Origin of the sequence: Devosia subaequoris, assembly GCF_014197055.1 — a bacterium.
Classification (GTDB): domain Bacteria; phylum Pseudomonadota; class Alphaproteobacteria; order Rhizobiales; family Devosiaceae; genus Devosia; species Devosia subaequoris.
Genome location: NZ_JACIEW010000002.1, coordinates 37,270 through 60,203, shown reverse-complemented (window position 1 = coordinate 60,203; position 22,934 = coordinate 37,270). Strand labels below are relative to the sequence as shown.

Annotated in this window: 15 protein-coding genes and 2 pseudogenes; 11 read left to right on the top strand and 6 right to left on the bottom strand. The window is 58.8% G+C overall.

Annotated elements, in window-relative coordinates; all coding sequences use genetic code 11:
* Nucleotides 1–42: 42 nt before the first annotated feature.
* Both GGR20_RS18640 and GGR20_RS04875 read left to right on the top strand, forming a co-directional pair.
* Nucleotides 43–219: pseudogene (locus GGR20_RS18640) on the top strand (response regulator); the annotation flags it as partial.
* A gap of 356 nt (nucleotides 220–575) precedes the next feature.
* Entirely contained in the window at nucleotides 576–1,226 is a 651-nt protein-coding gene (locus tag GGR20_RS04875; protein ID WP_183310130.1) for a response regulator transcription factor, read from the top strand.
* An 89-nt stretch (nucleotides 1,227–1,315) separates the two neighbouring features.
* On the opposite strand, the gene GGR20_RS04870 is transcribed toward GGR20_RS04875, so the two are convergent.
* Nucleotides 1,316–2,746 carry a sensor histidine kinase gene (locus GGR20_RS04870; RefSeq protein WP_183310129.1) on the bottom strand — a complete coding sequence of 477 codons (1,431 nt, stop codon included), beginning with the start codon at nucleotides 2,744–2,746 and terminating at the stop codon, nucleotides 1,316–1,318.
* A gap of 159 nt (nucleotides 2,747–2,905) precedes the next feature.
* On the opposite strand from GGR20_RS04870, the gene GGR20_RS04865 reads away from it, so the two are divergent.
* From GGR20_RS04865 to GGR20_RS04850, 4 genes are read left to right on the top strand one after another with little or no spacing between them, the layout of a single operon-like run.
* Nucleotides 2,906–11,554: a peroxidase family protein gene (locus tag GGR20_RS04865; protein ID WP_183310128.1), complete on the top strand. Its 8,649-nt coding sequence runs from the start codon at nucleotides 2,906–2,908 to the stop codon at nucleotides 11,552–11,554.
* A gap of 60 nt (nucleotides 11,555–11,614) precedes the next feature.
* Nucleotides 11,615–13,360 carry a type I secretion system permease/ATPase gene (locus tag GGR20_RS04860; protein WP_183310127.1) on the top strand — a complete coding sequence of 582 codons (1,746 nt, stop codon included), beginning with the start codon at nucleotides 11,615–11,617 and terminating at the stop codon, nucleotides 13,358–13,360.
* A gap of 6 nt (nucleotides 13,361–13,366) precedes the next feature.
* On the top strand, nucleotides 13,367–15,394 hold the full coding sequence (locus tag GGR20_RS04855) for a cadherin-like domain-containing protein (protein ID WP_183310126.1): 2,028 nt from the start codon (nucleotides 13,367–13,369) through the stop codon (nucleotides 15,392–15,394).
* A 27-nt stretch (nucleotides 15,395–15,421) separates the two neighbouring features.
* Complete coding sequence (locus tag GGR20_RS04850; protein ID WP_183310125.1) at nucleotides 15,422–16,762, top strand: HlyD family type I secretion periplasmic adaptor subunit; 1,341 nt, start codon at nucleotides 15,422–15,424, stop codon at nucleotides 16,760–16,762.
* A 520-nt stretch (nucleotides 16,763–17,282) separates the two neighbouring features.
* On the opposite strand, the gene GGR20_RS04845 is transcribed toward GGR20_RS04850, so the two are convergent.
* The 5 genes from GGR20_RS04845 to GGR20_RS04825 are packed head-to-tail and all read right to left on the bottom strand — an operon-like array spanning nucleotide 17,283 to nucleotide 19,550.
* A complete protein-coding gene (locus GGR20_RS04845) occupies nucleotides 17,283–17,681 on the bottom strand; it encodes an EAL domain-containing protein (RefSeq protein WP_183310124.1) in 399 nt (132 codons plus the stop codon).
* Complete coding sequence (locus GGR20_RS04840) at nucleotides 17,678–17,887, bottom strand: EAL domain-containing protein (RefSeq protein WP_183310123.1); 210 nt, start codon at nucleotides 17,885–17,887, stop codon at nucleotides 17,678–17,680. The genes GGR20_RS04845 and GGR20_RS04840 overlap by 4 nt, the downstream gene beginning before the upstream one ends.
* A gap of 9 nt (nucleotides 17,888–17,896) precedes the next feature.
* On the bottom strand, nucleotides 17,897–18,505 hold the full coding sequence (locus GGR20_RS04835) for a CDP-alcohol phosphatidyltransferase family protein (RefSeq protein ID WP_183310121.1): 609 nt from the start codon (nucleotides 18,503–18,505) through the stop codon (nucleotides 17,897–17,899).
* A gap of 23 nt (nucleotides 18,506–18,528) precedes the next feature.
* Nucleotides 18,529–19,074, bottom strand: coding sequence for a peroxiredoxin-like family protein (locus tag GGR20_RS04830; protein WP_183310120.1), 546 nt, complete (start codon nucleotides 19,072–19,074; stop codon nucleotides 18,529–18,531).
* Nucleotides 19,075–19,088: 14 nt separating this feature from the next.
* Nucleotides 19,089–19,550 carry a DUF6789 family protein gene (locus tag GGR20_RS04825; protein ID WP_183310118.1) on the bottom strand — a complete coding sequence of 154 codons (462 nt, stop codon included), beginning with the start codon at nucleotides 19,548–19,550 and terminating at the stop codon, nucleotides 19,089–19,091.
* Nucleotides 19,551–19,741: 191 nt separating this feature from the next.
* Between GGR20_RS04825 and GGR20_RS04820 the strand changes: the two genes are divergently transcribed.
* The 5 genes and pseudogenes from GGR20_RS04820 (at nucleotide 19,742) to GGR20_RS04805 (ending at nucleotide 22,934) form a co-directional block, all read left to right on the top strand.
* Nucleotides 19,742–20,368 (top strand): RNA polymerase sigma factor, encoded by a 627-nt coding sequence (locus GGR20_RS04820; protein WP_183310117.1) that lies wholly within the window; start codon nucleotides 19,742–19,744, stop codon nucleotides 20,366–20,368.
* 90 nt (nucleotides 20,369–20,458) lie between these two features.
* On the top strand, nucleotides 20,459–20,695 hold the full coding sequence (locus GGR20_RS04815) for an anti-sigma factor family protein (RefSeq protein WP_183310116.1): 237 nt from the start codon (nucleotides 20,459–20,461) through the stop codon (nucleotides 20,693–20,695).
* 250 nt (nucleotides 20,696–20,945) lie between these two features.
* A pseudogene (locus GGR20_RS19220) lies at nucleotides 20,946–21,125 on the top strand (SDR family NAD(P)-dependent oxidoreductase); the annotation flags it as partial.
* A gap of 35 nt (nucleotides 21,126–21,160) precedes the next feature.
* Complete coding sequence (locus GGR20_RS18635) at nucleotides 21,161–21,319, top strand: hypothetical protein (RefSeq protein WP_246349451.1); 159 nt, start codon at nucleotides 21,161–21,163, stop codon at nucleotides 21,317–21,319.
* Between the two features lie 799 nt (nucleotides 21,320–22,118).
* Nucleotides 22,119–22,934: a sterol desaturase family protein gene (locus tag GGR20_RS04805; RefSeq protein WP_210283086.1), complete on the top strand. Its 816-nt coding sequence runs from the start codon at nucleotides 22,119–22,121 to the stop codon at nucleotides 22,932–22,934.

The window sequence follows — 22,934 nt, the reverse complement described above, 5'->3', positions numbered from 1 at the left end:
AATCGCGTGCCTGCAAGTTGTCTGGATGGGGGTAGAAGGACTGCTCTGGCGGACAAGGCAAAGACGATGCGTCCGGACCTGAAGGTATTGTTCACCACAGGATATGCGCGCAACGCGATCGTGCATCACGGGCGCTTGGACGCCGGCGTGGAGTTGATCACCAAGCCTTTTGGATATGCTGACCTGGCTGCGAGGGTTCGCGACTTACTCGATAGGTGATCATCACTGTGATGAGCCCCTTCTGGGTCAAGACGCCGCGGTTACGCCACCCGAAAGCAGCCACACATCGGCCCGCCAGGACAGCTGAACGCCGGAGGCAGACGTCCCGCCCATGCCCCAAGAAGCTGGGTTCCGGCGTCCGCTGACTTTGGTCACGGCTCGCGGGGCCAACGTTCGAAAGAAGATCGCTCACGTCCAAGCAACCAACAGGCGCTTTGAATTTGAAGCATTTAGCCACCGTCCGGTGGTTCTAATGGGTCGATTAACGATCCCTTAACTACGCGATAGCCAAGCAACCTCTTCAGGCCTACTATTGGTTGCAGCGTCCCAATTGAATAGCGTGCTGCGAGGGCGATATGAAAGACTCATTTAGAATTGCCTTCGCGGACGACCATCCCGTCCTGTTGAAAGGCATGGCATCGATTTTTGCGAGCGAACAGAATCTTGAAGTCGTCGCTGATGGCGCTTCAGCGGACGCCGCCCTGGAGATCGTTGAGACGCACAGGCCGGATGTTCTGATCACCGATTTGTCCATGCCGGGAGATGTCTTCGCGATGATTTCGCGAGTGTCGCGCACCTTCCCCGATGTTCATGTCATCGTGCTCACGGCCTTTTCCAGCGCCGACTCCGTACTCAAGGCGCTTGACGCCGGTGCGACTGGCTTTGTCCTTAAAGGCGGCCGGGTTGAGGAGATAATTGAAGCTGTGGAAACTGTGATGCGCGGGGAGCTGTACATCACCAAACAGTTCGCGAGCCAGGTTTTGGGCGGTCTGCGCGACAAGGAGGCTCGTAGCCGGCTTAGCAATGCAATTCGTCTCAGTGTGCGAGAGAAGCAAATTATCGGGCACCTGATGCAGGCCAGAACCAATCGAGAGATTGCCACCCATCTGTCAATCAGCGAGAAGACTGTAAAATACTATATGAGTGGACTGATGACGAAGTTGAATGCTAAAAATCGACTTGAGGTCGTATTTGCCGCCCAGAAAAGCGGCGGCTTGGACGGCTAACGCTGGCGCGGACTGTCCCTGCATTGATAACTGCCGGAAAATCGGTGGTGACTCAGGCAACCAACTGATTGGTATCGCGGGGCTACTTTTTATCGAGCCATGGTCTGCTGATTAAGGGGCAGGTTCACCTTCAGCAAAGTGCCGTCTGCCGGTGTAGAAGAAAAACTCACCCGGCCGTTCAGCGCTGCCACACGGTTCCGTAGACCTGATAGCCCAAGTTGGGCCCGACCATTCTGTTGCTCAAGCGACTTCAAATCTCCCGGTCCATCGTCGTGCACCTGGATCTCGACCGTATCACCCGAGAGCGCGACGCTTACCGTGGCGGCGGCGTTCGGCGAGTGTTTGGCGGCGTTATTCAAGCCTTCCTGCACGACTCTGAAGGCGCATGTCTTTAGCGCTTCACTAACAGGTTCGGGCACTGCCACCACGGACAGTTCTACATGGTTTCCGGTATGGGCCTGATGCCGCTCAACTGCCCGATGTATGGTTTCTTTAAGAGTCAGGCCGGCAATTTCCGGCAAGCTTAGTCCTGTCGCAATTGCGCGGAGTTCACCCAAGGCATTCTGGGTCATCTCTACGGCTGTCTCGATCTGTTGCTCTACGGCCTTTCTTTCTATTCCTGCCGTTCGGAGAATGCGCACTGCAGAGGTCATTTTGAGCGTAGAAAGCGTTAGCAACTGAAGGGGGCCGTCGTGCAAGTCCGAGCCGATCCGGCTCAAGTGGTGCTCAGTCTGAGTGCTTGCATTGAGACGGGCTCTATCCGCGGCCAGGCGCAACGCTCTATTTTGTTGCGCCAGTCGGCTCTGCTGAACAATTCGAGACCGCAGAAGCTTCCGCTGGGCCACGATGGTTTGACTTGCTCGCCAGACGATCAAATAGAGACACCCGACAAGCCCTGTGGCCGCAGTTGCGACTACGAGCCAGGTCATCTGCTGGCTTTGATCCAACGCGTCCGAGAGCGCGTTACCGCGCTCGTAGGTTTCCGCAACCGCGAGGACCTCATCTGACCCGGTCCGAAAAAGAGGTGCATAAACCTCGACCAGCTTCTCTTGAACCAGGCGCTCATGAGCGTGTTCAGAACGGTAGACGCTCTCGAATTGGGCCACGATCTTTCCTGCGGCGGCCTCGCGAACGTAGATAGGATCGAACAGCTGGCCGATCAGGTCGTGGTTGGTCGCGTAGAGTACAAGGCCGTCACTACGCCAGATTTTGATCGATACGTAGAGATCCGCAAAGGGCGTCTCGCCCAGGAGCGCGTCAATCGCATTGATGCTTGCTTCGTCAAGGGTTCCGCCCGCCTCCAGATCTTGCACGAACGGCGCCAAGATGGTTTCCGCGAACAGGCTCGTCTGGACGCCCGTCGTAACCAGGACTGAATGCTTGATCTGGTGGCTGACCCAGCTCCCAAGAACCAGCATGGATGCAAAGATCGTTACAACGGAAGCGATGAAAAATTGCGCTGCGACTGATCTGAAAAGGTTTTTCCCTTTAGACCAAAGTCTAGTTCCAATACCGACCAAGGTCTCAACTCCGGATAGGTCCTTTTACAGATTAAATGACCTGACGATGTGCAGTATCGCTTAATTGCTGACAAGAGCAACACTGAACCCCAGCAATTCACAGTCGTGTCCGGCCCGAGCCCAGTCTCGGCGGTTTGGCTGTCGAAACAGGAGGGACAGATGGCGATCGAACTTAACCTCAATGACCTGCAATTCATTCTCAAGCAGATCAAGATTGGTGAGGCACATGCAAATGGGGCCGCGCTGACCGAGATCAGGATCGATCCTGCCTCCGGCGAGGTGATTACGGATGGCGTCTTCTACGATGTAAATGGAGTCTTCACGGGTGACGCGGGTTGGCCGCGGGCCATTCCGGACACCAAGACCCCTTTTGGCATTCGGACGGTTGACGGGAGCTACAACAATCTGGTCGCAGGCCGGGAACTCTGGGGCGCTTCCGACCAGCCAATGCCTCGCTTCCTGTCCCCGAACTACATGAACGATGCCGATGGCGACACGATGAATTTCGGGCCCGGAGGCTTAGTCACAAATACCGATTATAGCGTCCTCAACGGGGTCCCCGGCGCTGCCAATGGCGGAAATACCGGCAATGTGGCCGATGCGGATCCTCGCATTATATCCAATCTCATCGCCGACATGAGCATCAATAACCCCGCTGCAATATTTGCTGCGTTGGTTTTCGCCGGTTCGGAAGACCCTTATGCCGACCTCGCGGCATTGCTGAGCGTACGCGGTGCCGGTGGCGCGGACCTGACCGCGTTGGAACAGGACCTGGCCGTAGCCGAAACGAATTTTCAGGCCGCGATGGCAGGTTATGATCCGCTGGACTCGACTACCTGGGATGCAATCCAGGTTGCCGGTGCCGCCCTCACTACTGCTGAGAAAGCGCTTGCGAGTGCCCAGACTGCCTCAGCTGATCCGAATGGAGCATTCCTCGCGATGGCCCATGACATGGGCATTCTCGATGAAACCAACGGACTCATCATTCCCAACGTGGCGCCCGATGAAGGCATCTCCGCGCCCTTCAACGCCTGGATGACATTTTTTGGCCAGTTCTTTGATCATGGACTGGATCTGATCAGCAAGGGCGGCAATGGCACCATCTATGTCCCGCTCCAGAACGATGATCCGCTGGTGCTCGGTGCTGATGGCATCCTTGGTACCGCCGACGACCTGCCGACGCAACTGCGCTTCATGGCGCTGACCAGAGCCACGACGGTTCTTGATGAAAACGGTGTCCCGACGCAGAAAAACGTCACTACACCGCATGTGGACCAAAACCAGACCTATACGTCACACGCTTCGCATCAGGTGTTCCTGCGCGAATATGTGATGGGCCCAAATGGTCCTGTCTCGACGGGACGGCTTCTTGAGGGCCAACAGGGTGGGCTGGCAACCTGGGGCGACATCAAGGAACAAGCCCGGAGCTTGCTCGGGATAGAGCTGGACGACCGCGATGTGCACGCTGTTCCATTGCTTCGCACGGACGCATATGGCGAATTCGTCCGGGGTCCGAACGGATTGCCCCTGATTGTGACCAATATCGGCCTGGATGGTATCCCCAATACTGCCGACGATACGACGATTGAGGGGAACCTCACGACGCCCGTAGCAACGTGGGGCGTCGCCGTGAAGATCTCCAACGCGTTCCTGGATGACATAGCACACGATGCCGTGCCGGTGTTCGTGGACCCTGACCGTAACCCTGCCACCCTCAACAGCGTCTGGACTTCAGCAGACACGGATGGGGACACCGGGAATGCTCAGGCTCTCAACGCTTTTGGCGTTCGCACTGAATACGACAACGAACTGCTCGATCGTCATTTCATCACTGGCGACGGACGCGGCAACGAAAACTTTGGCCTGACCGCGGTCCACCATGTTTTCCACTCCGAACATAATCGTCAGACCGTTATCCAGAAGCTGAAAATCCTTGAAGAAGGCGATCTTGCTTTTGTTAACGACTGGTTGGTGACCGACCTTACCGCCGGCGAACTGGCCAGCTTGCATGCCTCTCTGGAAGCGGCCGTCGACAAGCACGCATTTCTCGACGGGCTAACGCTTGCATGGGATGGCGAACGCATCTTCCAGGCGGCCCGCTTTGCTACCGAGATGCAGTATCAGCATCTGGTGTTTGAAGAATTTGGTCGCAAGATTCAGCCAGCGATTGACCCCTTCGTTTTCAACTCCGTCACCGACATCAATCCGGCCATTTTCGCTGAATTTGCGAATGTGGTTTACCGGTTTGGCCACTCGATGCTGACCGACAGCCTACCGCGCGCGTTTTATGATCCGCTCGGGACGGTCGACACCGCCTTTCTCAATACCGTCGATAACGGCTTGATCGCGGCGTTCCTCAACCCGGTGCAGTATGACAACGATGGTGGCATATCCAGTGAAGCAGCGGCGGGCGCGGTTGTCCGGGGGCTGACGAATGTGCGCGGCAATGCGATTGACGAGTTTGTCGTCGATGCCTTGCGCAATAACCTGCTTGGACTGCCACTCGACCTCGCGGCAATCAACATTGCTCGCGGTCGAGACACCGGAATGCCGACCTTAAACCAGGCACGCGAACAGCTTTATGCCGCGACCGGGCAAAGCTTCCTGCGGCCCTATAACAACTGGGCAGACTTTGCGGTGGGTCTGAAAAACCCGCTCTCCGTCGTGAACTTCGTGGCGGCCTATGGCACTCATAGCCTGCTTTTGGCGGCGGACACTCTTGCAGAGAAGCGGGAAGTTGCAATGGAGTTGGTGTTCGGTGTGGATGCCGCCGGCAACCCAACCGACATTGCAGACCGCAACTCCTTCATTAACGGCACGGGCAGCTTTTCCGGCAATCTGGGCGGCCTAAATGACGTCGACCTGTGGATTGGCGGCCTTGCCGAGAAGATCCTGCTGTTCGGCGGTATGCTTGGTTCGACATTCACCGCAGTGTTCGAAGCGCAAATGGAGGCACTGCAGGATGCAGATCGGTTCTACTACCTGACACGCACGCAGGGCTTGAACTTCCTGGACGCACTGGAGAACAACGCCTTCTCCAAAATGATTATGGCCAACACCGACCTGACCGAACCCGGTCCGGACGGCATTCGCGGCACCGCCGATGACGTGATCCGTCATCACATCGGTATCGACTCGTTCGCGAAGTATGACCTGGTGCTGGAGGTCAACCAGAACTACCAGCAGGACTATAATGGTGGCTTAGATGGCAAGGACCCCAACGACATCGATGACGTTTTGGCCGGTCTAGGCTTCACCCAGGTTGGCCGGACTCTGCCCGCCGCCTTCCAAGCCTACTATGACAACTATCTCCGCTACATTGGCGGCGAGCATGTCGTCCTGGGCGGCACCTCAGCGAATGATGTGTTGATCGGCGATCTCGGTGACGATGCGATCTGGGGCGATGCCGGCAACGACTATATCGAGGGTGGCCAAGGTGTCGACCTCATCATGGGCGGGGCGGGCGACGACATCATCCTCGATGAGGGAGACGAGGGCGACTTCATCAAGGGCGATGCCGGCGACGACGTTATCGCCAGCTCCAACGGACTCGACGTCCTGATGGGCGGCGAAGGCAAAGATGTTGTCTTCGCCGGTAAGGACGACACCGAAGTGTTCGGCGGTGAAGGCGATGACTTCATCCTCGGCGGGGATGGTGCGGACTTCTTGCTCGGCAATGAAGGGGACGACTGGATAGAAGCTGGCGGGGGGTTCGACACCACCGCGGGTGATAACTCCGAACTATTCTTCAACTCGACAATTCTTGGTCATGACGTGATGTTCGCCGGCTCGGACGAGCACGACTTCGACGCCGAGTCGGGCGACGACATCATGGTGCAGGGCGAGAGCGTCATGCGCAATGAAGGTATGTTCGGCTTTGACTGGGTCAGCTACCAAGGCGCCACTTTCGGTGCCAATGCCGACATGCGCATCCGCATCTTCACCACCGAAGAAGCCGATATCCTGCGAAACCGTTTTGACAAGGTCGAGGCACTCTCGGGCGGCGACGGGAACGACACTCTGCGCGGTGATGATCGCGTTGCTGGCACTCCCCCAGCCATACCCACGGTCAACAACACTGAAACCCTGTTCTTCAAGGACGAGCTAAGCCAGGCTGGTCTGGATCGCATCGAAGGTCTTCGCGAGCTCTTGGGCGACCTGGTGTCCGGTGTCCCGGTAGGGACCAGTGAAGACATAACAGCCTTCACCGGTGGCAATATCTTGCTTGGCGGTGGCGGGAGCGACATCCTTCAGGGCAATGGAGGCGACGACTTCATCGACGGCAATGCTCGCCTCAACGTACGGATCCGCCTGACCGATCCGGGCGCTGAGAACACAGCTGCCAACGAGATCTCGACTATCTACACGCTCAAGCATGTGTTCACCGCTGTTGATGCGGTTGAACCGGCCTGGATCGGCAAGTCGCTGTTCGAACTGCTGGTTTCAAGGACGATCGTGCCCAGCCAAATGCACATCGTACGCGAAATCATTGCGGATGACGGTGCCGTCGAGGACGTCGACACCGCTGTTTTCAACGACAACTTCCTCGCCGATGACGGCACGGAAAACTATACGGTCACCCTGAACGCGGATGGTTCGGTCACGGTCGCACATGTGAATGTTACCGCCGATATTGATCCGGTGACCGGTCGTCAGCTGATCTCGGATGGGGTGGACACTCTTCGCAATATCGAGCGGCTGCAATTCCGGGACCAGACCATTGTGCTGGCGGATCTTATCAACCAGCCCGCACAGGGTGCGCCGGTCATCAGTGATCTAACGCCGACCGAAGGTCAGCCGCTCACCGTTGATGTGTCCTCAATCACCGATGCGAATGGCGTGGGCCCGCTCAGCTTTCAGTGGCAAGTATCTGTCGATGGGGTCATCTGGGCAAACGTGCCGGCTCTTCTCGGTGGCAACAGCCCCAGCTTTACGCCCACCGATGTCGATCTCGGTCCTTTGGGCAATGCTGCCAATGCCTTTGCAGGAATGCAAGTGAGGGTTGCGGTCAGCTTTACAGACGGAGGGGGAAATCCGGAAACACTGGTCTCTGACGCCACGGCGCCTGTGGGGGCCAACTGGGCGCGCGGCCCAATTGCCCCGAGCCCCTTCAATGGCACCGCCGGAGACGACATTGCAAATGGGTCCTTTCTCTCTGACGTCCTCAATGGTGCCGCCGGCAATGATATCCTCAACGGCAATGGTGGCGCCGATACTCTTAACGGGGGCTCCGGCGATGACATTTTGACCGGAGGGACCGGCAACGACACGGTCAATGGAGGCGATGACAACGACACCATCATCTGGCGAACTTTTGATGGCCGTGATCGTGTCGATGGCGGCGCAGGCAACGATACCTTTGTCTTAACAGGCAACGACGGCGCCGAGACCTTCCGCATCTACACCAGGGCTGAAGCAGTTCTGGCCGGCATGACTGGCTTGGCCGCTGCTACGGAAATAGTCATCACCAGGAACGGCACCAATAATGCGTCCATTATCGCCGAGCTCGACAATATCGAGGAGATTGTGGTCAACACGCTGGAGGTGTCAGCCAATGACGGCAACGGCGTACCAAATGGCGGCGCGACCGGCGGTGACACAGTCCTGGTGATCGGCAACTTCCTCGGAACGAGCCTTAACTTCTCGACCATTACCGTCAACGGCAGTGCGGCAGATGACACCGTCGATTTCTCGGCCCTGACCTCAGCGCACCGCATAGTCTTCCGTTCCAATGGCGGTAACGACACCATTGTCGGCACAGTTCGGCCGCAGGACGTTATCGAACTTGCACCGGGCGAAGATGTCGCGGACTACACCCTTGTCGACAATGGCAACGGCACCCAGACCTATTCGAACGGCACACATTCGGTGATGTTCACCGGCTCGGTGCCCCCCCAGTTCCAGAACGGCCCTGGCAACAGTGGCAACCTGCTGGACGACGAGGATATCGAGGACTTGCTCGACATGGTGCGAGACCCAGCCTTCGACAGGCACTCGTCCGGCTATGGCAACAATGTCGACAACCCGACCTGGGGAGCGGCCGATCATCGGTTCATTCGCCTGACTGACTCTTACTTCACCGATGGCGCTACCGGGATCCGGCAGACGGCGCTCACCCCGCGCGAAATCTCCAACATCCTGTCCAACCAGGACAATGATGGGGATGGCATCGAGGAAAGCATCGTCAATGCCTTTGGCGGCACCAGCCTGCTGACCTTCTTCGGCCAGTATTTTGACCACGGCCTCGACTTCGTGGCGAAGGGCCAGCCTGGCTCTGTGTATATCGGCGATGTCGGGGTGACCCCAGTCATGGCCCCCAGGTCCAACATCGTGCCCGGTACAGGTATCGACCCCGATGGCATCCCTGACAACGGCGATGAAATTCCGGCCGAATACGTCAACCACGCCTCACCCTATGTTGACCAGAACCAGGCCTATGGTTCGCACGACGCCGTTACCGACGTTCTGCGGCGGTGGGAGGTCGGAGAGAACGGCAACCCGGTCCAGACTGCCTATATGCTGTCCGGCGACATCGACGCCACTGGCTATGCGTTGCTGCCCACCGTGGCCCATATCCGCGACAACTTCCGGGTGATGACCGATGGAGGCGAACTGACTTCGGACGATATTTCCAACTATCAGGGATCCGGGCAGCCGCTCCTGATCGACTTCATTCCGAAGTTTGTGACGCTCCCCGATGGCACGGAGACCCGGTATCTCGATCTCGACCAGATCGGCCACTACTTCGTGGCCGGCGACGGCCGGGCCAATGAGAACGTGATGCTGACCTCGATCCACACGATCTGGCACCGAAATCACAATTTCTGGGTCGACGAACTGAAGGCCCGCACCAACAACGAGTGGACCGAACAGGAATACTTCGAAGCGGCTCGTATTCGGAACATCGCAGAATACCAGCGCGTGGTGTTCACCGAGTTCACCACGGCAATGGCCGGCGGGTTTGGCGACAGCGACGACAATGAGCACGGTTTCGAGGGATACGACCCGACCATCGACGCTTCGATTTCGGTAGAGTTTGCCCAGGCGGCGTACCGCTTCGGCCATTCCATGCTCAACGAGACCGTAAGTTACGTCGATGAGAACGGTGCGCTCCAGGAGGTCTCCCTGGTTCAGGCCTTCCTCAGCCCGGCACAGGTGGTCAATCTGGGCGTAAGCAACCTGCTGGCAGGCGCGATCCAGGTGCAGCATCAAGCGATTGACGAGGATGTGGTCAACGCACTGCGCAACCAGCTCGTGGGTCGGCCGCTCGATCTGGCCGCACTCAATATCTTCCGCGGCCGGGACATGGGCGTTGCGCCGTTCAATGTAGTGCGCTCGCAACTGTACGAGCAGACGCACCTTAGTGCCTTGAAGCCCTATACCGGCTGGGCGGACTTTGCTCTGCGCAATGGCATCTCCAGCGTGATGCTTGCCAAGCTCCAGCAAGCCTATCCCGATGGGTTCGACTCCATGGATTTGTGGGTCGGAGGTCTGCTTGAAAAGCCTGTGGCTGGCCAACTCGGCTCGACCTTCGGCTACATTTTCCTCGAGCAGCTTAACCGCCTGCAACACGGCGACCGTCTCTACTACCTGGAAATCTTCGATGACTCGCTGTTCCGTGGGGAGAGCAGCGTCACATTTGCCGGCATCATCGCCCGCAACACCGGGCTGACGGGACTGCCGGACAATGTCTTTGATCTTGATGGCTCGAATGCACCGGACGACGATGACGACCACATCTTCAATAGTCTGGATGCAGACGACGACACCGCTGGCCAGGATGGCCACGACGACGATGACGATGACGATGACGACGATGACGATGACGATGCCGCCGGTCAGGATGATGACGACCTCGAGGAAGACTTCGAAGACGAAGACGAAGACGATGAGGGCGACGGGAGTAGTGGAGAAGATGACAGCGGCACTGACGGTTCAGGTCCAGTCGCTCCCGTGATCGGGACGCCCGCTGGTGGTGTCCTCATGGGAACATCGGGGCCGGACCTGATCTTCGGGATGAGCGGGGTCGATTTCGTCATTGCCGGAGCCGGTGCAGATATCATCAGGCTTGGTGATGGCGACGACTTCGCCGACGCTGGCGCAGGCAACGATGTCGTCTGGAGCGGCGCAGGTGATGACGACGTCCTGGGCGGCGACGGCAACGACATGCTCTATGGCGAGGCCGGCGATGATTGGATTTCTGGCGACGCTGGCAATGACATGATCGACGGCGGTGCCGGCGATGACGAACTGTACGGCGGCTCCGGCGACGACAAATTCATCGGCCGCATCAATGACGGGGACGATCTGATTGATGGCGGGGCGGGCATCGATACGCTCGATCTCGGCTCAATGACCCAAGCGGTCCACGTGAACCTGGGTACAGGCATAGGTGGTAGGGGCTATGTGACTGGCAGCCAATCGGGCACTGATACGCTCTATGGTGTAGAGAATGTTACGACCGGCTCCGGTAATGACACCATTACCGCCAGCAACGCGGTAAACATCATAGATGGCGGTGCTGGGGAGGACGTGTTCGTGTTCGGTAGCGCCGCCGCCGCCGACGGCGACACCATTCTCAACTTCGAGGCAGGCGACAAGATAGACCTGTCCGGCATGCTAGCCGGGGGGACCTCCTTCTCGCTGGTAAACGGCGCTCCATCTGCTGGTCAGATCGCGCTAAGCCACGAAGTGCGGGAGGACGGCGAATACACCGTGGTGACCGGCAACGTCGATGGGGGTGATGCGGACTTCCGCATCTCGATAACCGGCAATCACAACCTGACATCCTCAGACTTCAATCTCTAGATGTCCTTGCCCGACCGGCGTCCCGCCGGTCGGGTTTCTTGCATTTGAAGGGGTCGAAAAATGGCCAAGCCAACGTCTGGTAAGGCTCTCGCAGAGCGCCGCAATGACGCGATGCTCAAGCGAGAGTTCAAGGGAATTGGAGTCTTTCTGTTCTGGATCTCGGGCATCATCAACGTGCTCGCGCTCACCGGCTCGTTCTACATGCTGCAGATTTACGACCGGGCGCTCACGAGCGGATCTGTGCCGACACTGGCGGCGCTTTCGGTCCTGGCGTTAGGACTTTATCTCTTTCAAGGCGTTTTCGACATCATACGATCTCAACTGCTCGTGCGCATTGGGGCGAAGATCGATCGTATTCTCTCCCCGATTGCTCATCGCGTCAGCGTTGACATGCCTCGTTTTGGCTTCTCCTCGGCCGAGGCATTGGAACGCGGTCGAGACGTGGACACTCTGCGCACCTTCATGGGAAGTCAGGGGCCAGTAGCTCTGTTCGATCTGCCCTGGGTGCCGCTCTATATTCTCTTCGTGTATTTCCTGCATCCTGTGCTGGGTGCTGTAACCCTGGGCGGGGCAGTATTGCTGACCCTTTTGACTGTCTGGACAGAACTCAAGTCCCGCCAGCTCGCCAATGCCGTCCACCAAGCGAACATAGCTCGTAGCGCGATCGCCGATTCCAACGCTCGCAACTCCGATATCATCAAGGCCATGGGCATTCAGGATCGTGCCGTCCATCGTTATACCAAGGCCAATTCTGAACACTTGGTCCTGCAGACGCAGGTGACCGACATTACAGGCACTTTCAGCGCCATCTCACGTGTGCTCCGGATGCTCCTGCAGTCGGGCCTTCTGGGCTTGGGTGCCTATTTCACCATCCATGGCCAGATGTCAGCGGGGGCCATTATCGCTGTCTCAGTCGCGGCCTCCCGAGCGCTGGCCCCTATCGACATGGCCATCGGCAACTGGAAGGGCATGGTGACGGCCCGTCAGGCATACAAGCGCCTGCGTGAAACCATGGTGGCCCTGGCAGATCTGCCCGAGCGCATTGATCTGCCGGCCCCCAAAGAGTCACTGCGGGTTGAGAAGATCACTGTAGCAGCTCCGTCCTCAGGCCAGGTCCTGCTTTCCGAAGTGAGCCTGGAGGTCAAGGCCGGACAGGGCTTGGCCATTATTGGCCCGAGCGGGGGTGGCAAGACGACACTGATTCGTGCCTTGACCGGCATATGGCCGGTGTTGCGCGGCTCGGTGCGCCTGGACAATGCCGACCTGCTGCAGTGGAAGGAAGAGGTCCTGGGGCGCTATGTGGGCTACCTTTCCCAGGAAGTGGCGCTGATGGACGGCACCATTGTGGAGAACATCTCGCGCTTCGCGCCCAAGCGCGACGGTAAGGGTGTGGTAGCCGCCGCAATGGCAGCGGGCGTTCATGAGCTGATCGTGCGCCTGCCTGATGGCTACGATACTCCGCTCGGGTCCCAGGGGACAGCCCTGTCAGCCGGACAGCGCCAGCGCATTGGACTGGCTCGCGCGCTCTACGACGATCCATTTGTGGTGGTTCTTGATGAGCCTAACGCCTTTCTGGACACCGAGGGCGAGCAGGCCCTGAACAAAGCGATTGCTGGCATCAAGAAGCGGGGTGGCATTGTCATCGTTGTCGCCCATCGCCCCAGCGTACTTGAGCAGATGGATCTCGTCGCCGTTGTACAGGCGGGCAAACTAACAGCATTTGGCACCAAGGCGCAGGTCCTGGGGGCACAGCAGGCGCCCGAACGAAGCAAGCCGAACCTGCAGCCGGTGCGGGCAGCGGAGTGATGTGTCATGTTGATTGAGGTCAAATCCGCGCAGAACGACGAATCCGAACTTAAGGGCGCCAAGCGTTTCGAGTTCAACACGGCCGAGCGCCTGACGCGCCTTCCAGCCTACTTGGCGCTCATGGTCGTTGGCATTGCTGCCTATATTCGTTCGATCACGGCAGCACAGGCGCGTTTGCCTGAAACGGACCGCGCTGAGGGGGCAGAAGGCGAAGCCGTCAATGCTCCTCAGGAAACTGATGACCTCGCGGTCGCAGGGATCGATGACACGGAGACGGGAAGCATTGAGGGCGAGGGAGGCCGGCGGGGCCTAGGTCTCGAACCGGGGAATGCATGGCCCGCCTCCTTCGTGGTGCCGGAGTATCCGCGCTTTTATTTTGTCGAGCCGACAATCCTTGCCACCAGGGGCCATCCCTTCTCGCCGACGGCGCTCCTGCAGTTTCCAGTAAACGACAATTCCGGAAGTCAGCCCGGTTCATCCATCGGGTCCAGCACGCCGCCTACCAGCAGTCCTGCGGACTTCGGGCAAGGCGGCGGCGGTGGCGCCGGCCAGCCTGACGGCTCCGGTCCTGATGACGGCACTGATGACGACGATGGCGGCAATGACGGCGGCAATAGCGGCGGCGGCTCTGGGGCCGGGAACCGGGCACCAACAGTCATGGGGCCGGTGCGGCTCAATGACGTGTTTGCAGGACAGATCGTTCTGATTGCCCTTGTTTATCTTTTGCGGGGCGCTTCGGACCCGGACGGCGATACCCTTAGCGTTGAAAACGTGGTGATCAAGGGTGCCAACCTGGTGGTCACGGCGGATGGCTGGCTGCTCGAGACCAAGCCCGGCATGGTCGGCCCCGTCCTGATAAGCTATCGCATCTCAGATTCAGAGGCCTGGGTGGCCCAGGAAGCCACCCTGGAGATCGTGCGTAAAGTTATGGCTCTGGGTGATGATGACGATCTCATCGTCGGCTCCCCTTACGACGACGATATCTTCGGCATGGGTGGTGATGACCTGATCGATGCCCTCGAGGGCAATGACCATGTTGATGGCGGCAGCGGCGACGACCACATTCATGGCGGCGACGGCGACGACGTGCTTTTGGGCGGTCTTGGCAACGACATCATTTTCGGAGGCGGGGGCAACGACCTCATCAAAGGTGGCGAAGGCAACGATCGCCTTTTCGGCGAAGCAGGCACGGACACGATCTTTGGTGAAGCTGGGGATGATTACATCGAAGGCGGCGCTGGCAAGGATCATCTAGACGGCGGCGAGGGCAACGACACCATCTACGGCGGGGAAGGTATTGATCGATTGATTGGTGGCGCCGGCCACGATCTGCTCGAAGGCGGTGCCGACGACGACCTGCTCGAGGGGGGCGAGGGCGATGACACGCTCAAGGGCGGTACCGGCAATGATGTGCTGGTCGACGGCGGGGGGCAGGATGCTGTTTTCGGCGACGAGGGCGATGATGTCCTCGTAGCATCTGCGGGAGACGACACGATGGACGGAGGCGACGGATATGACAGGCTCGACCTGTCCGCCGCCCGAAAAGACATGGTCATCGACGCCGTGGGAGGAACCAGTTTCAGCGACGAACTTGGCACGGACCAGTTCTCGGAGATCGAAGAGATCACGGGCGGTGACGGCAATGACATGTTCATTCTTGGCGGGAAGGCCACGGTGCTGTCCGGCGGCAAAGGCAGGGATACCTTCATTTTCGAGGTAACCGACAGCACCCCCAGCGTAAGCGAGAATGTGGTTCACAAAATCTTGGACTTCGTTGTCGGCGATCGTGTTCGAGTACGGGACTACGATCTGGATCGCGCAGCCCGAGATGTCGAGCGGGACATGTTCGAGGCTATTTACGGCGATGACAAGGATGATTGGCTGCTGTCTGACATTCCCCTGCAGGTTTCGCACGAACTGATCGATGATGAGCACTGGACCTTCATCGTCGCTGATCTGAACGGTGACAGCATCTACGACCTGGCCATAAACATTCAGGGCGTCATGTTGACCCCGCCCGACAATCTGGCCTGAGAAGTGAACGGTTGAGGAATATCCATCATGACAAGCATTGACGCCGCGGGCGTGTTGCATTCGCCTTTATCCGGACTGGACCGTAAGGGGCGCGATCCTGCACAGTTCTCCATGAGGGGACGCGTGATCTGGGGGACCCTGTTTGCTATCGCCCTCGTGGGCGGACTTGGGGGCTGGGCCTCTACGGCCCGGCTTTCCGGGGCTGTTATTGGGCAGGGGACCGTTCAGATCGATGAAGATCTCAAAGTCGTCCAGCATGTCGATGGGGGGGTGGTGCGCGAGATTCGCGTGAAGGTGGGCGAAAGGGTTGTCGCCGGCCAGGTGCTGCTGCGCCTCGATGCTACCCAAGCCCGATCTGAGCACAGTATCCTCTCGGGTCAGATAATCGAGCTCGAAGCTCGCCGTTTCCGCCTTCTCGCGGAACGGGACGACCTGATCGGACTTGATGTTCCGGCCAGTTTTCGAGAGCAGACCACAAATAGCCAAATCGCAGTTGACGAAGAGACCCAGCTTTTTGACAGCAACCTGGCATTTCGAAACACGCAACTCGATCAAATGCAGTTGCAACTAAGCCAGCTACAACAAGAGATTGTCGGGCTGGAGGCTCAGCAGACGGCCACAGCCAGTGAGCTTGAACTGGCAAGCGAAGAGCGCACTCGATTGCGTGAACTGGCCTCGGGTCAACTGGTGGAAACCTCCCGCCTCACTGTCGCCGAGCGTGACATGGCCCGGTTGGAAGGGCAGATGGGCGAGGTCAGTGCTGCCATCGCGCGGGCGCAATCGCGGATCAGCGAACTGCAATTGCGGATCATGGGCATGGACAGCGACCGTCGCACCGTTGCCCAACGCGAGTTGCGTGCCGTCGACGCACAACTTGCCGAGTTGCGCGAACGGCTTAACGCGGCTGCTGCGAGGCTGGCCCGCGTCGAGATCCTGGCGCCCACCTCAGGGGTAGTGAACGAACTGAACGTATCCACGTTGGGCGGTGTAATTTCGCCGGCCGAACGATTGCTGACAATTGTGCCCGACGACGCCCTTCTGACTATCGAATTCCGCGTTGCTGTCACCGATATCGATCAGGTCATAGTAGGCAAGGAGGTCAGCCTCCGCTTTTCAGCTTTCAACCAGCGTGTCACGCCGGAAGTCGATGGCGTCGTGACCCGGGTGGCAGCAGCTGCACAAATCGATCACGCCAGCGGCCAGCCATTCTATACCGCTGACGTTGAAGTCAGTGATGATGCGGCAAACTTCCAGCTGGTCCCCGGCATGCCCGTTGAAGTTTTTGTCACTACCGAGGAGCAACTGGCCATGGCCTATTTCATGAAGCCCTTCACCGATCAGATCTCCAGGGCCTTCCGGGAGGAGTAATCCGCCCATGTCCGCATTGCAGGGTTTCAGGCTCCAAAGCGGACTGTCGGTACACGGCCCCAAATGAGCCATTGCCGCCCATAATCGGTTCCAAAGAACTCTCAGCAAGGAGCAGACGGGCGGCTAATCCGCTCACCTTCGGCAATGTCATGAAAATGCGATTATTGTCAGATACTTGCCGCAGATGGGCGCTGCTTTTCCTGCATCGGAGGTGCGTAGTGTGTGATAGCCAAGCGGGCGCCAATGGGATGACAACATTGCGCTATTGTTGGAACATCCGCGTGACGTGAAGAGGCTATGTATCAGACGGAAATGTGCCGAATTGCCGACAAGGAAGGACGAGCCTGTGTCGCGGACGATTGATCCAGCTAGGCGGCCGTCAGACCGGTGTGATTAAGGGCAGAGTAGGGGCCGGTAGTAGCCTGACTGGTTTTGGGTGGACCTACGGCCAAAGCTGACAATGACGATGATATAATGTTGGTCAACGACCGCTCTGAAAAACTCGTATGGGCCGCGAACGCTAAGCCATTTGCGGATCGCTGGCGGCAGGTTGCGCGACAAGTTCGTGGTCGCGGATCATGGTATGGAACCCGCCTAGGGGCACCGGTCTGGATATGAGGTAACCTTGGCCCTGGGTGACGCCGGCGATTGCCAATGTTGCCCGTTGGTCTTCCGTCTCAATGCCCTCGGCGACGATCACCGCGCCCATGCGCTGCCCAAGTTTCACCACCACCTCGATTATTGCGTCAGCAGCTTCAACCGGGCCAGCGACGTCAACAAACTTCTTGTCTATCTTGATGATGTCCGGGTTGAGGTCTTGAATGTGTCCCAGCCCGTTATGGCCAGCGCTGGTGTCGTCCAGCGAAATGCGGTATCCGCGCTTGCTGGCCTCTCCGGTCACTGCGACCGCCTGCTTCATGTCAGGAAAGGCGTTGCGCTCGGTTGCTCGAGAACGATGCGGGTATTGGGCCATCCGGCCTGAGCGACTATTTGATCAAGTGCGTCGAGAAACCCTTGCTGCACGAAATGGGCCGGGTCGATGTTGAAGGCAGTCTTAAATTCTGGCCGCCCGGATAGAAGCGGCGCCAACTCGGACAGCGCCTGCTCGACCAGTCGCTCCATCATCGACGGCTCTCACTCTGCAAAGGCCTTCCAGCCCCACCACCAACGGGCCAGCGTGGTCACGAAAGCAAGGGCAGCAAACACGGTAGCTATGATGGCAAAGAGCTCGGGGAAAAGGCAGATCAGAATGAACAAGGCAATGGTTTCAGCGCCCTCGGTGATGCCACCAAGATAGTAGAGACCCTTCTTCGGCATTTTCAGCGAGTTCAGGCCCCGGCGCTGAGCAATCACGGCAAACGCCAGAAAGCTTGATCCCGTCCCCACGAAAGATAACAGCAGCAGCGATCCGGCCAGTCCGTTCCCTGCGGGGTCGGCCAGGACAAAGGCAAATGGAATGGCGGCGTAAAAAAAGAAGTCGAGCGCAATGTCGAGGAAGGCGCCGCGGTCAGTCGGACCGGCCAGTCGTGCCACTGCCCCATCAAGCCCGTCGAAGATGCGGTTTAGCGCGATGAGCACCAGGCCGAGCATAAACTGACCGCCTGCAATAGCCGGAACAGCTCCAAGTCCAATGACAAACCCGACGAGTGTTATTCGGTTCGCGGTGGCACCGTGCGCCAAAAGCCATGCCGCCAGAGGGCGCAGGAGTCGTTCTTGTGTCGGAATGATGTAGCTGTCGAGCATCTGTTCGCCTTTGCGGTTTCGTCCTAGATGACGTCGCCGCGGAGCGGGTAATCATTCTTTTTGATGTAGTCGATGGCAGCCAGCATGTCTTCCGCCCGAGGACGAACAAACGGCATGGTCTGGACCGAGGAAAAGAAAAGCGTCAGGTCTGGCCTGATCAGGAACAGCCCCGGCTCCGAGAATAGAGCGGGCTCATCGAGCCCCAATGAAGTTTTGCCGCGCGTCGCCGTTATGAACAGGCCCCATTGTCTCGCTTGTTCTGGCGTCAGATCGTAGGCGATGCGGAGGCCGGGCAGGTTCCAGTCCGCTACCGCAGATTCTGCACGATCTTTCGTGTCGCACGATATCGCCGTCACCGTGACCCCGCGCTCGGCAAATGCGCCCGCCTGAGCCTGCAATGCACCAAGCTGGGTCTTGCACACCGGGCAATGTCGCCCTCGATAATAGACAAGCAGATGAAAGCTTTCGGCCTGCATGCCGGACAGGTCGAATTCTCCCCCGCCGGCAAGCGGCAAGATCAATGAGGGAACAGGCTGTCGAGGGAAGATGGTCGTTGGAGGCGGCAACATGGCTATCCTGAAGGTCAACGAGAAATGGAAGTCTGGGCCACCGAGTGCCGCGAAGCTGATCCGGCAAGGGCCTGATAGACTGCGCCAAGTACGGCGCCGAAGATGGCATGAAGCATGAAGGTCATGATCGGCGCCATGATGCCCATATTGATCCCAAACAGACCTGTGCCGGCCATGGGCATGACGGCGATCATCATCATCAGCCAGGCAGCGGTGCCAAAAAGGACGCCGGACCAGATGGCACCACCCGGCACGTAGGGCCGCAGCAGGGCATAACCGATACCCCAGGCAAGCGTTCCGATCATGAAGTGCATGAGCCAGCCAAACGCTACGGAGGGAAGGGAAAGCATCGATGTCAGCATGGTAGCGACATCCAACTCGGGCATGAGGCCGACCGCTTGTTTCATCACCATAAGCGCCGAAAGCACCAGCGTTGCGACAAAGCCCGCAATCAGACCTTTGAGAACTTTGGACATATCCAGCTCCTTTCCGAACTCGTGTTCATTGAACCTGGCCATCGACCACCCCGATGCTCATAAGTCTGCCGGCTGCCGCCTTCGTTACATTCACATCGGCGGCGACTGTAACTTTCGGTCACAATGATGCGAATGGGGAGGGAATCCGAGAAAAGACTGCTAGTCACGCTGCTGGGGATTTGGAGCCTTGTATGGTTTTGCGAGTGGCGAACTCCAGGCGCGACGAGCGCGCTTTGATCCAGGCGCTGAAGCGTGGTGACGAGAAGGCGTTTCGCCAATTGGTGGCCGAGCAGCAGAAGTCCATGCTCGCCTTTGCCCGCACATTTCTGCGCGATCCCTCGGCGGCGGAAGAGGCCGTGCAGGATACCTGGATGGCCCTCATTTCCGGGATCGCCAAATTCGAGGAACGATCATCCCTCAAGAGCTGGACGTTTGCCGTGCTGGCTAACATCGCCCGCACCAAGGTCAAGCGCAACGGCCGCTCGGTGTCTTTCTCGGATATGGGCTACAATGACCCAGCGGTCGATCCGGATAGGTTCCTGGGCGACGGCTCCTGGCTGTCCCCGCCTGGGAGATGGTCGGAAATCAACCCGGAACGCATCGTAGGGGGCAAGCAATTATTGGCCCATGCCATGTCCGTTCTCGAAACACTGCCACCCAATCAGCGCGCCGTAGTGACGCTTCGCGATCTCGAAGGTCTGTCGCCTGAGGAAACCTGCTCGATTCTTGAGGTCAGCGAGGCCAACCATCGCATTCTGCTGCACCGTGGGCGCTCCCGTATCAGGGCGGCTCTCGAAGAGCTGATGGGAAACTCCTGAGGCCGAGCGTAACAGTTGGCGCCTAGGGACTACTCACCTACATAAACGATCACGATTGGGTGCCACCATTTGCGCCCTGGAGACCAGACCATGCTTAGTTGCCGCGAACTCAGCGAGACCGCGACCGACTACCTCGAAGGCACGCTGACCTTGCGCCAGCGGGTGGGCGTGAAGATGCACCTGCTCATGTGCAAGCATTGCCGCGCCTATGTCGACCAGCTCGCGAAGACGGTGGCGCTCCTGAGATCAGCTCAGACCGGGCAAGATAGCATCGAACCTGACCCTCGCGTCATCGAGGTCTTTCGCAATGCCGCGGGCAAACCATAGGTGCAGCAGCTTGGTCGCCGACGTTACTTCGTAACCGGGGCCAGCTCCGGCATTGGCCTGAGCATTGTGCAATTGCTGACAGACCAGGGCCATGACGTCACCGCTACCGGGCAGCGCGCTTCCTCGGACTTGCCCTCGGATTTTCCAGATACCGCCTATCATCGGCTGGATCTGTCTGCCCCGGTCGAACCTTTGATCGATCTTGCAAGTTCCGCCGATCGCATCATCCTGGGCAGGTTTCTACCGTGCGATGGAGCGCGAGGAGCAAACAGCGCTCGCTCGAACCATGGCCATCAATTTCAGCGCGGTGGTCCGGCTGATGCACGGTCCCTATCCTGCGCTTGCGCGTAACTCTGGTCGTGTTGCCCTGATTGGTTCTGTTGCAGACAAGGGCTCCGCAGGCATGCCGGTTTATAGCGTCAGCAAGGGCGCTCTGGCCGGGCTGGTCCGTTCCCTTGCGTCCGAGTGGGCCGATCGCATGCGCCCGCAGGCTATGATGCCCGCAAGATCGACTGGCTGCTCATGGATGCGGACTGGGTGGCCAAATTTCTAGACCGCAATCTGGAAACCGGCGGACGCCCCAGCATGACCATCTCGCCACTCACGCTGGTTGGACGTCGATGACCGGACGGGCTCTGGACCGGCGGATCTGCGTGGCTTGGTGCCGCCTTTGTCGCCGAATTGTTGGCAGCAGGCTTTGACGTGTTCAGCATTGATCGCGATGAGCCAGAAGACGAAACGCCTGGTCTCCATCACCTCAGGCCGATCTGTCTGACGTCTCGGCCCTGCGTGAACTGCTTGCGAACCTCAGCTCTGGTCAACCTTTCGAGGTCGTCGTTCTCAACGCGGGCATCAGCGCGGTGTGGGCATTTGAGGAAATTGACCAGGGAAGTTGGGTAGGGTCATCGCCGTCGATCTGCTGGCTCCGATGGAACTGACCCGTCTGCTCATGTCCAGCGCAATGGGCGCCAAGGACGCAAGCCTGATTTGTCGGCTCGCTGTCCAACCGGCTGGGCTATCCGGGCGCTGCAGTCTACACCGCCACCGAACAGGGCCTCGAATCCTTCGCGTCGTCCCTGCACAAAACTGGCGCGTACCTGTACTCATGGTTCTGCCGGGCCCTCTCGATACCGAGCACGCCAGACGTTATGCGCCTCCCGGCAGCAAAGGCCGGAAGCGGCAATCCCCGTCCGATCTGGCCAGACGCGTACTCCGCCGGCGGCACCGCCCTGGAACCGTGTACGGAACCGCGGCACAAGCAATGGCAGGGCTTCTGGGCCTTGCGGCGCCATCGCTGATGACCGGCCTTATGCGGCGCGGACTGTTCACAAAACCGCGCGCCGAACCGCCCATCAGGGACGAGCGTGCGTAACAGTCAGGCGGGTCACGAGACCAAGCTGCATATGCAAAGGCCCTAACCGACATGATCGACATACTCTTTCTGCCCGAACCCATCATTCGTTTCGGGTCCTTTGTCCTGATCTTTGGACTGCTCGCCGTCATCGAACTGACCCATCCAAGGCTTGAACGCCCCGAAATGCTCGCCGCGCTCAAGACTCGGCGCTGGCTGACCAATGTGGGCATCCTGGTGATCTCGTCCGTGAGTCTGCGCGTCCTGTTTCCTGCGGCTGCCGTAGGCACTGCCCTCTGGGCGGAAAGCCAGGGATTCGGGATTTTCAACCAGTTCGACGTTCCGCTCTGGCTGGCGGCACTGATCTCTATCATCGTGCTGGATTTCGCGGTCTGGCTCGAGCACCTGTTGAGCCACAAAATCCCGATCCTGTGGCGTATTCATCGTATGCATCATGCCGACACCGGCTTCGACCTCACCACGGCATTGCGCTTCCACCCGCTGGAAATCGTGCTGTCCATGGTGTGGAAGGCGGCCATTGTGGTGGCGCTCGGTGCACCTGCCTGGTCGGTACTGATCTTCGAAGTGGTGCTCAACGGTGCCGCCATGTTCAATCACGCCAATGTCAACCTGCCGGCACGAATAGATCGCTTTGTGCGCCTGCTGGTGGTGACACCGGACATGCACCGCGTCCACCACTCCACTGACCGCCGCGAGGCCGACAGCAATTATGGCTTCAATCTTGCCATCTGGGATCGGATATTTGCCACCTATACCGATCAGCCAGCCAAAGGACATCGGCACATGGATATCGGGCTGGCGGATTATCGTGACACCGCGCCCACGCGGCTCGGATGGTCCCTCCTGCTGCCGTTCCGGAGACGCTGA

Bases quoted from the DNA above. Each gene is read 5' to 3' on its own strand.
- GGR20_RS04875 (WP_183310130.1), top strand. From the start codon at position 576: ATGAAAGACTCATTTAGAATTGCCTTCGCGGACGACCATCCCGTCCTG.
- GGR20_RS04865 (WP_183310128.1), top strand. From the start codon at position 2,906: ATGGCGATCGAACTTAACCTCAATGACCTGCAATTCATTCTCAAGCAG.
- GGR20_RS04860 (WP_183310127.1), top strand. From the start codon at position 11,615: ATGGCCAAGCCAACGTCTGGTAAGGCTCTCGCAGAGCGCCGCAATGAC.
- GGR20_RS04855 (WP_183310126.1), top strand. From the start codon at position 13,367: ATGTTGATTGAGGTCAAATCCGCGCAGAACGACGAATCCGAACTTAAG.
- GGR20_RS04850 (WP_183310125.1), top strand. From the start codon at position 15,422: ATGACAAGCATTGACGCCGCGGGCGTGTTGCATTCGCCTTTATCCGGA.
- GGR20_RS04845 (WP_183310124.1), bottom strand. From the start codon at position 17,681: ATGAAGCAGGCGGTCGCAGTGACCGGAGAGGCCAGCAAGCGCGGATAC.
- GGR20_RS04840 (WP_183310123.1), bottom strand. From the start codon at position 17,887: ATGATGGAGCGACTGGTCGAGCAGGCGCTGTCCGAGTTGGCGCCGCTT.
- GGR20_RS04835 (WP_183310121.1), bottom strand. From the start codon at position 18,505: ATGCTCGACAGCTACATCATTCCGACACAAGAACGACTCCTGCGCCCT.
- GGR20_RS04830 (WP_183310120.1), bottom strand. From the start codon at position 19,074: ATGTTGCCGCCTCCAACGACCATCTTCCCTCGACAGCCTGTTCCCTCA.
- GGR20_RS04825 (WP_183310118.1), bottom strand. From the start codon at position 19,550: ATGTCCAAAGTTCTCAAAGGTCTGATTGCGGGCTTTGTCGCAACGCTG.
- GGR20_RS04820 (WP_183310117.1), top strand. From the start codon at position 19,742: ATGGTTTTGCGAGTGGCGAACTCCAGGCGCGACGAGCGCGCTTTGATC.
- GGR20_RS04815 (WP_183310116.1), top strand. From the start codon at position 20,459: ATGCTTAGTTGCCGCGAACTCAGCGAGACCGCGACCGACTACCTCGAA.
- GGR20_RS04805 (WP_210283086.1), top strand. From the start codon at position 22,119: ATGATCGACATACTCTTTCTGCCCGAACCCATCATTCGTTTCGGGTCC.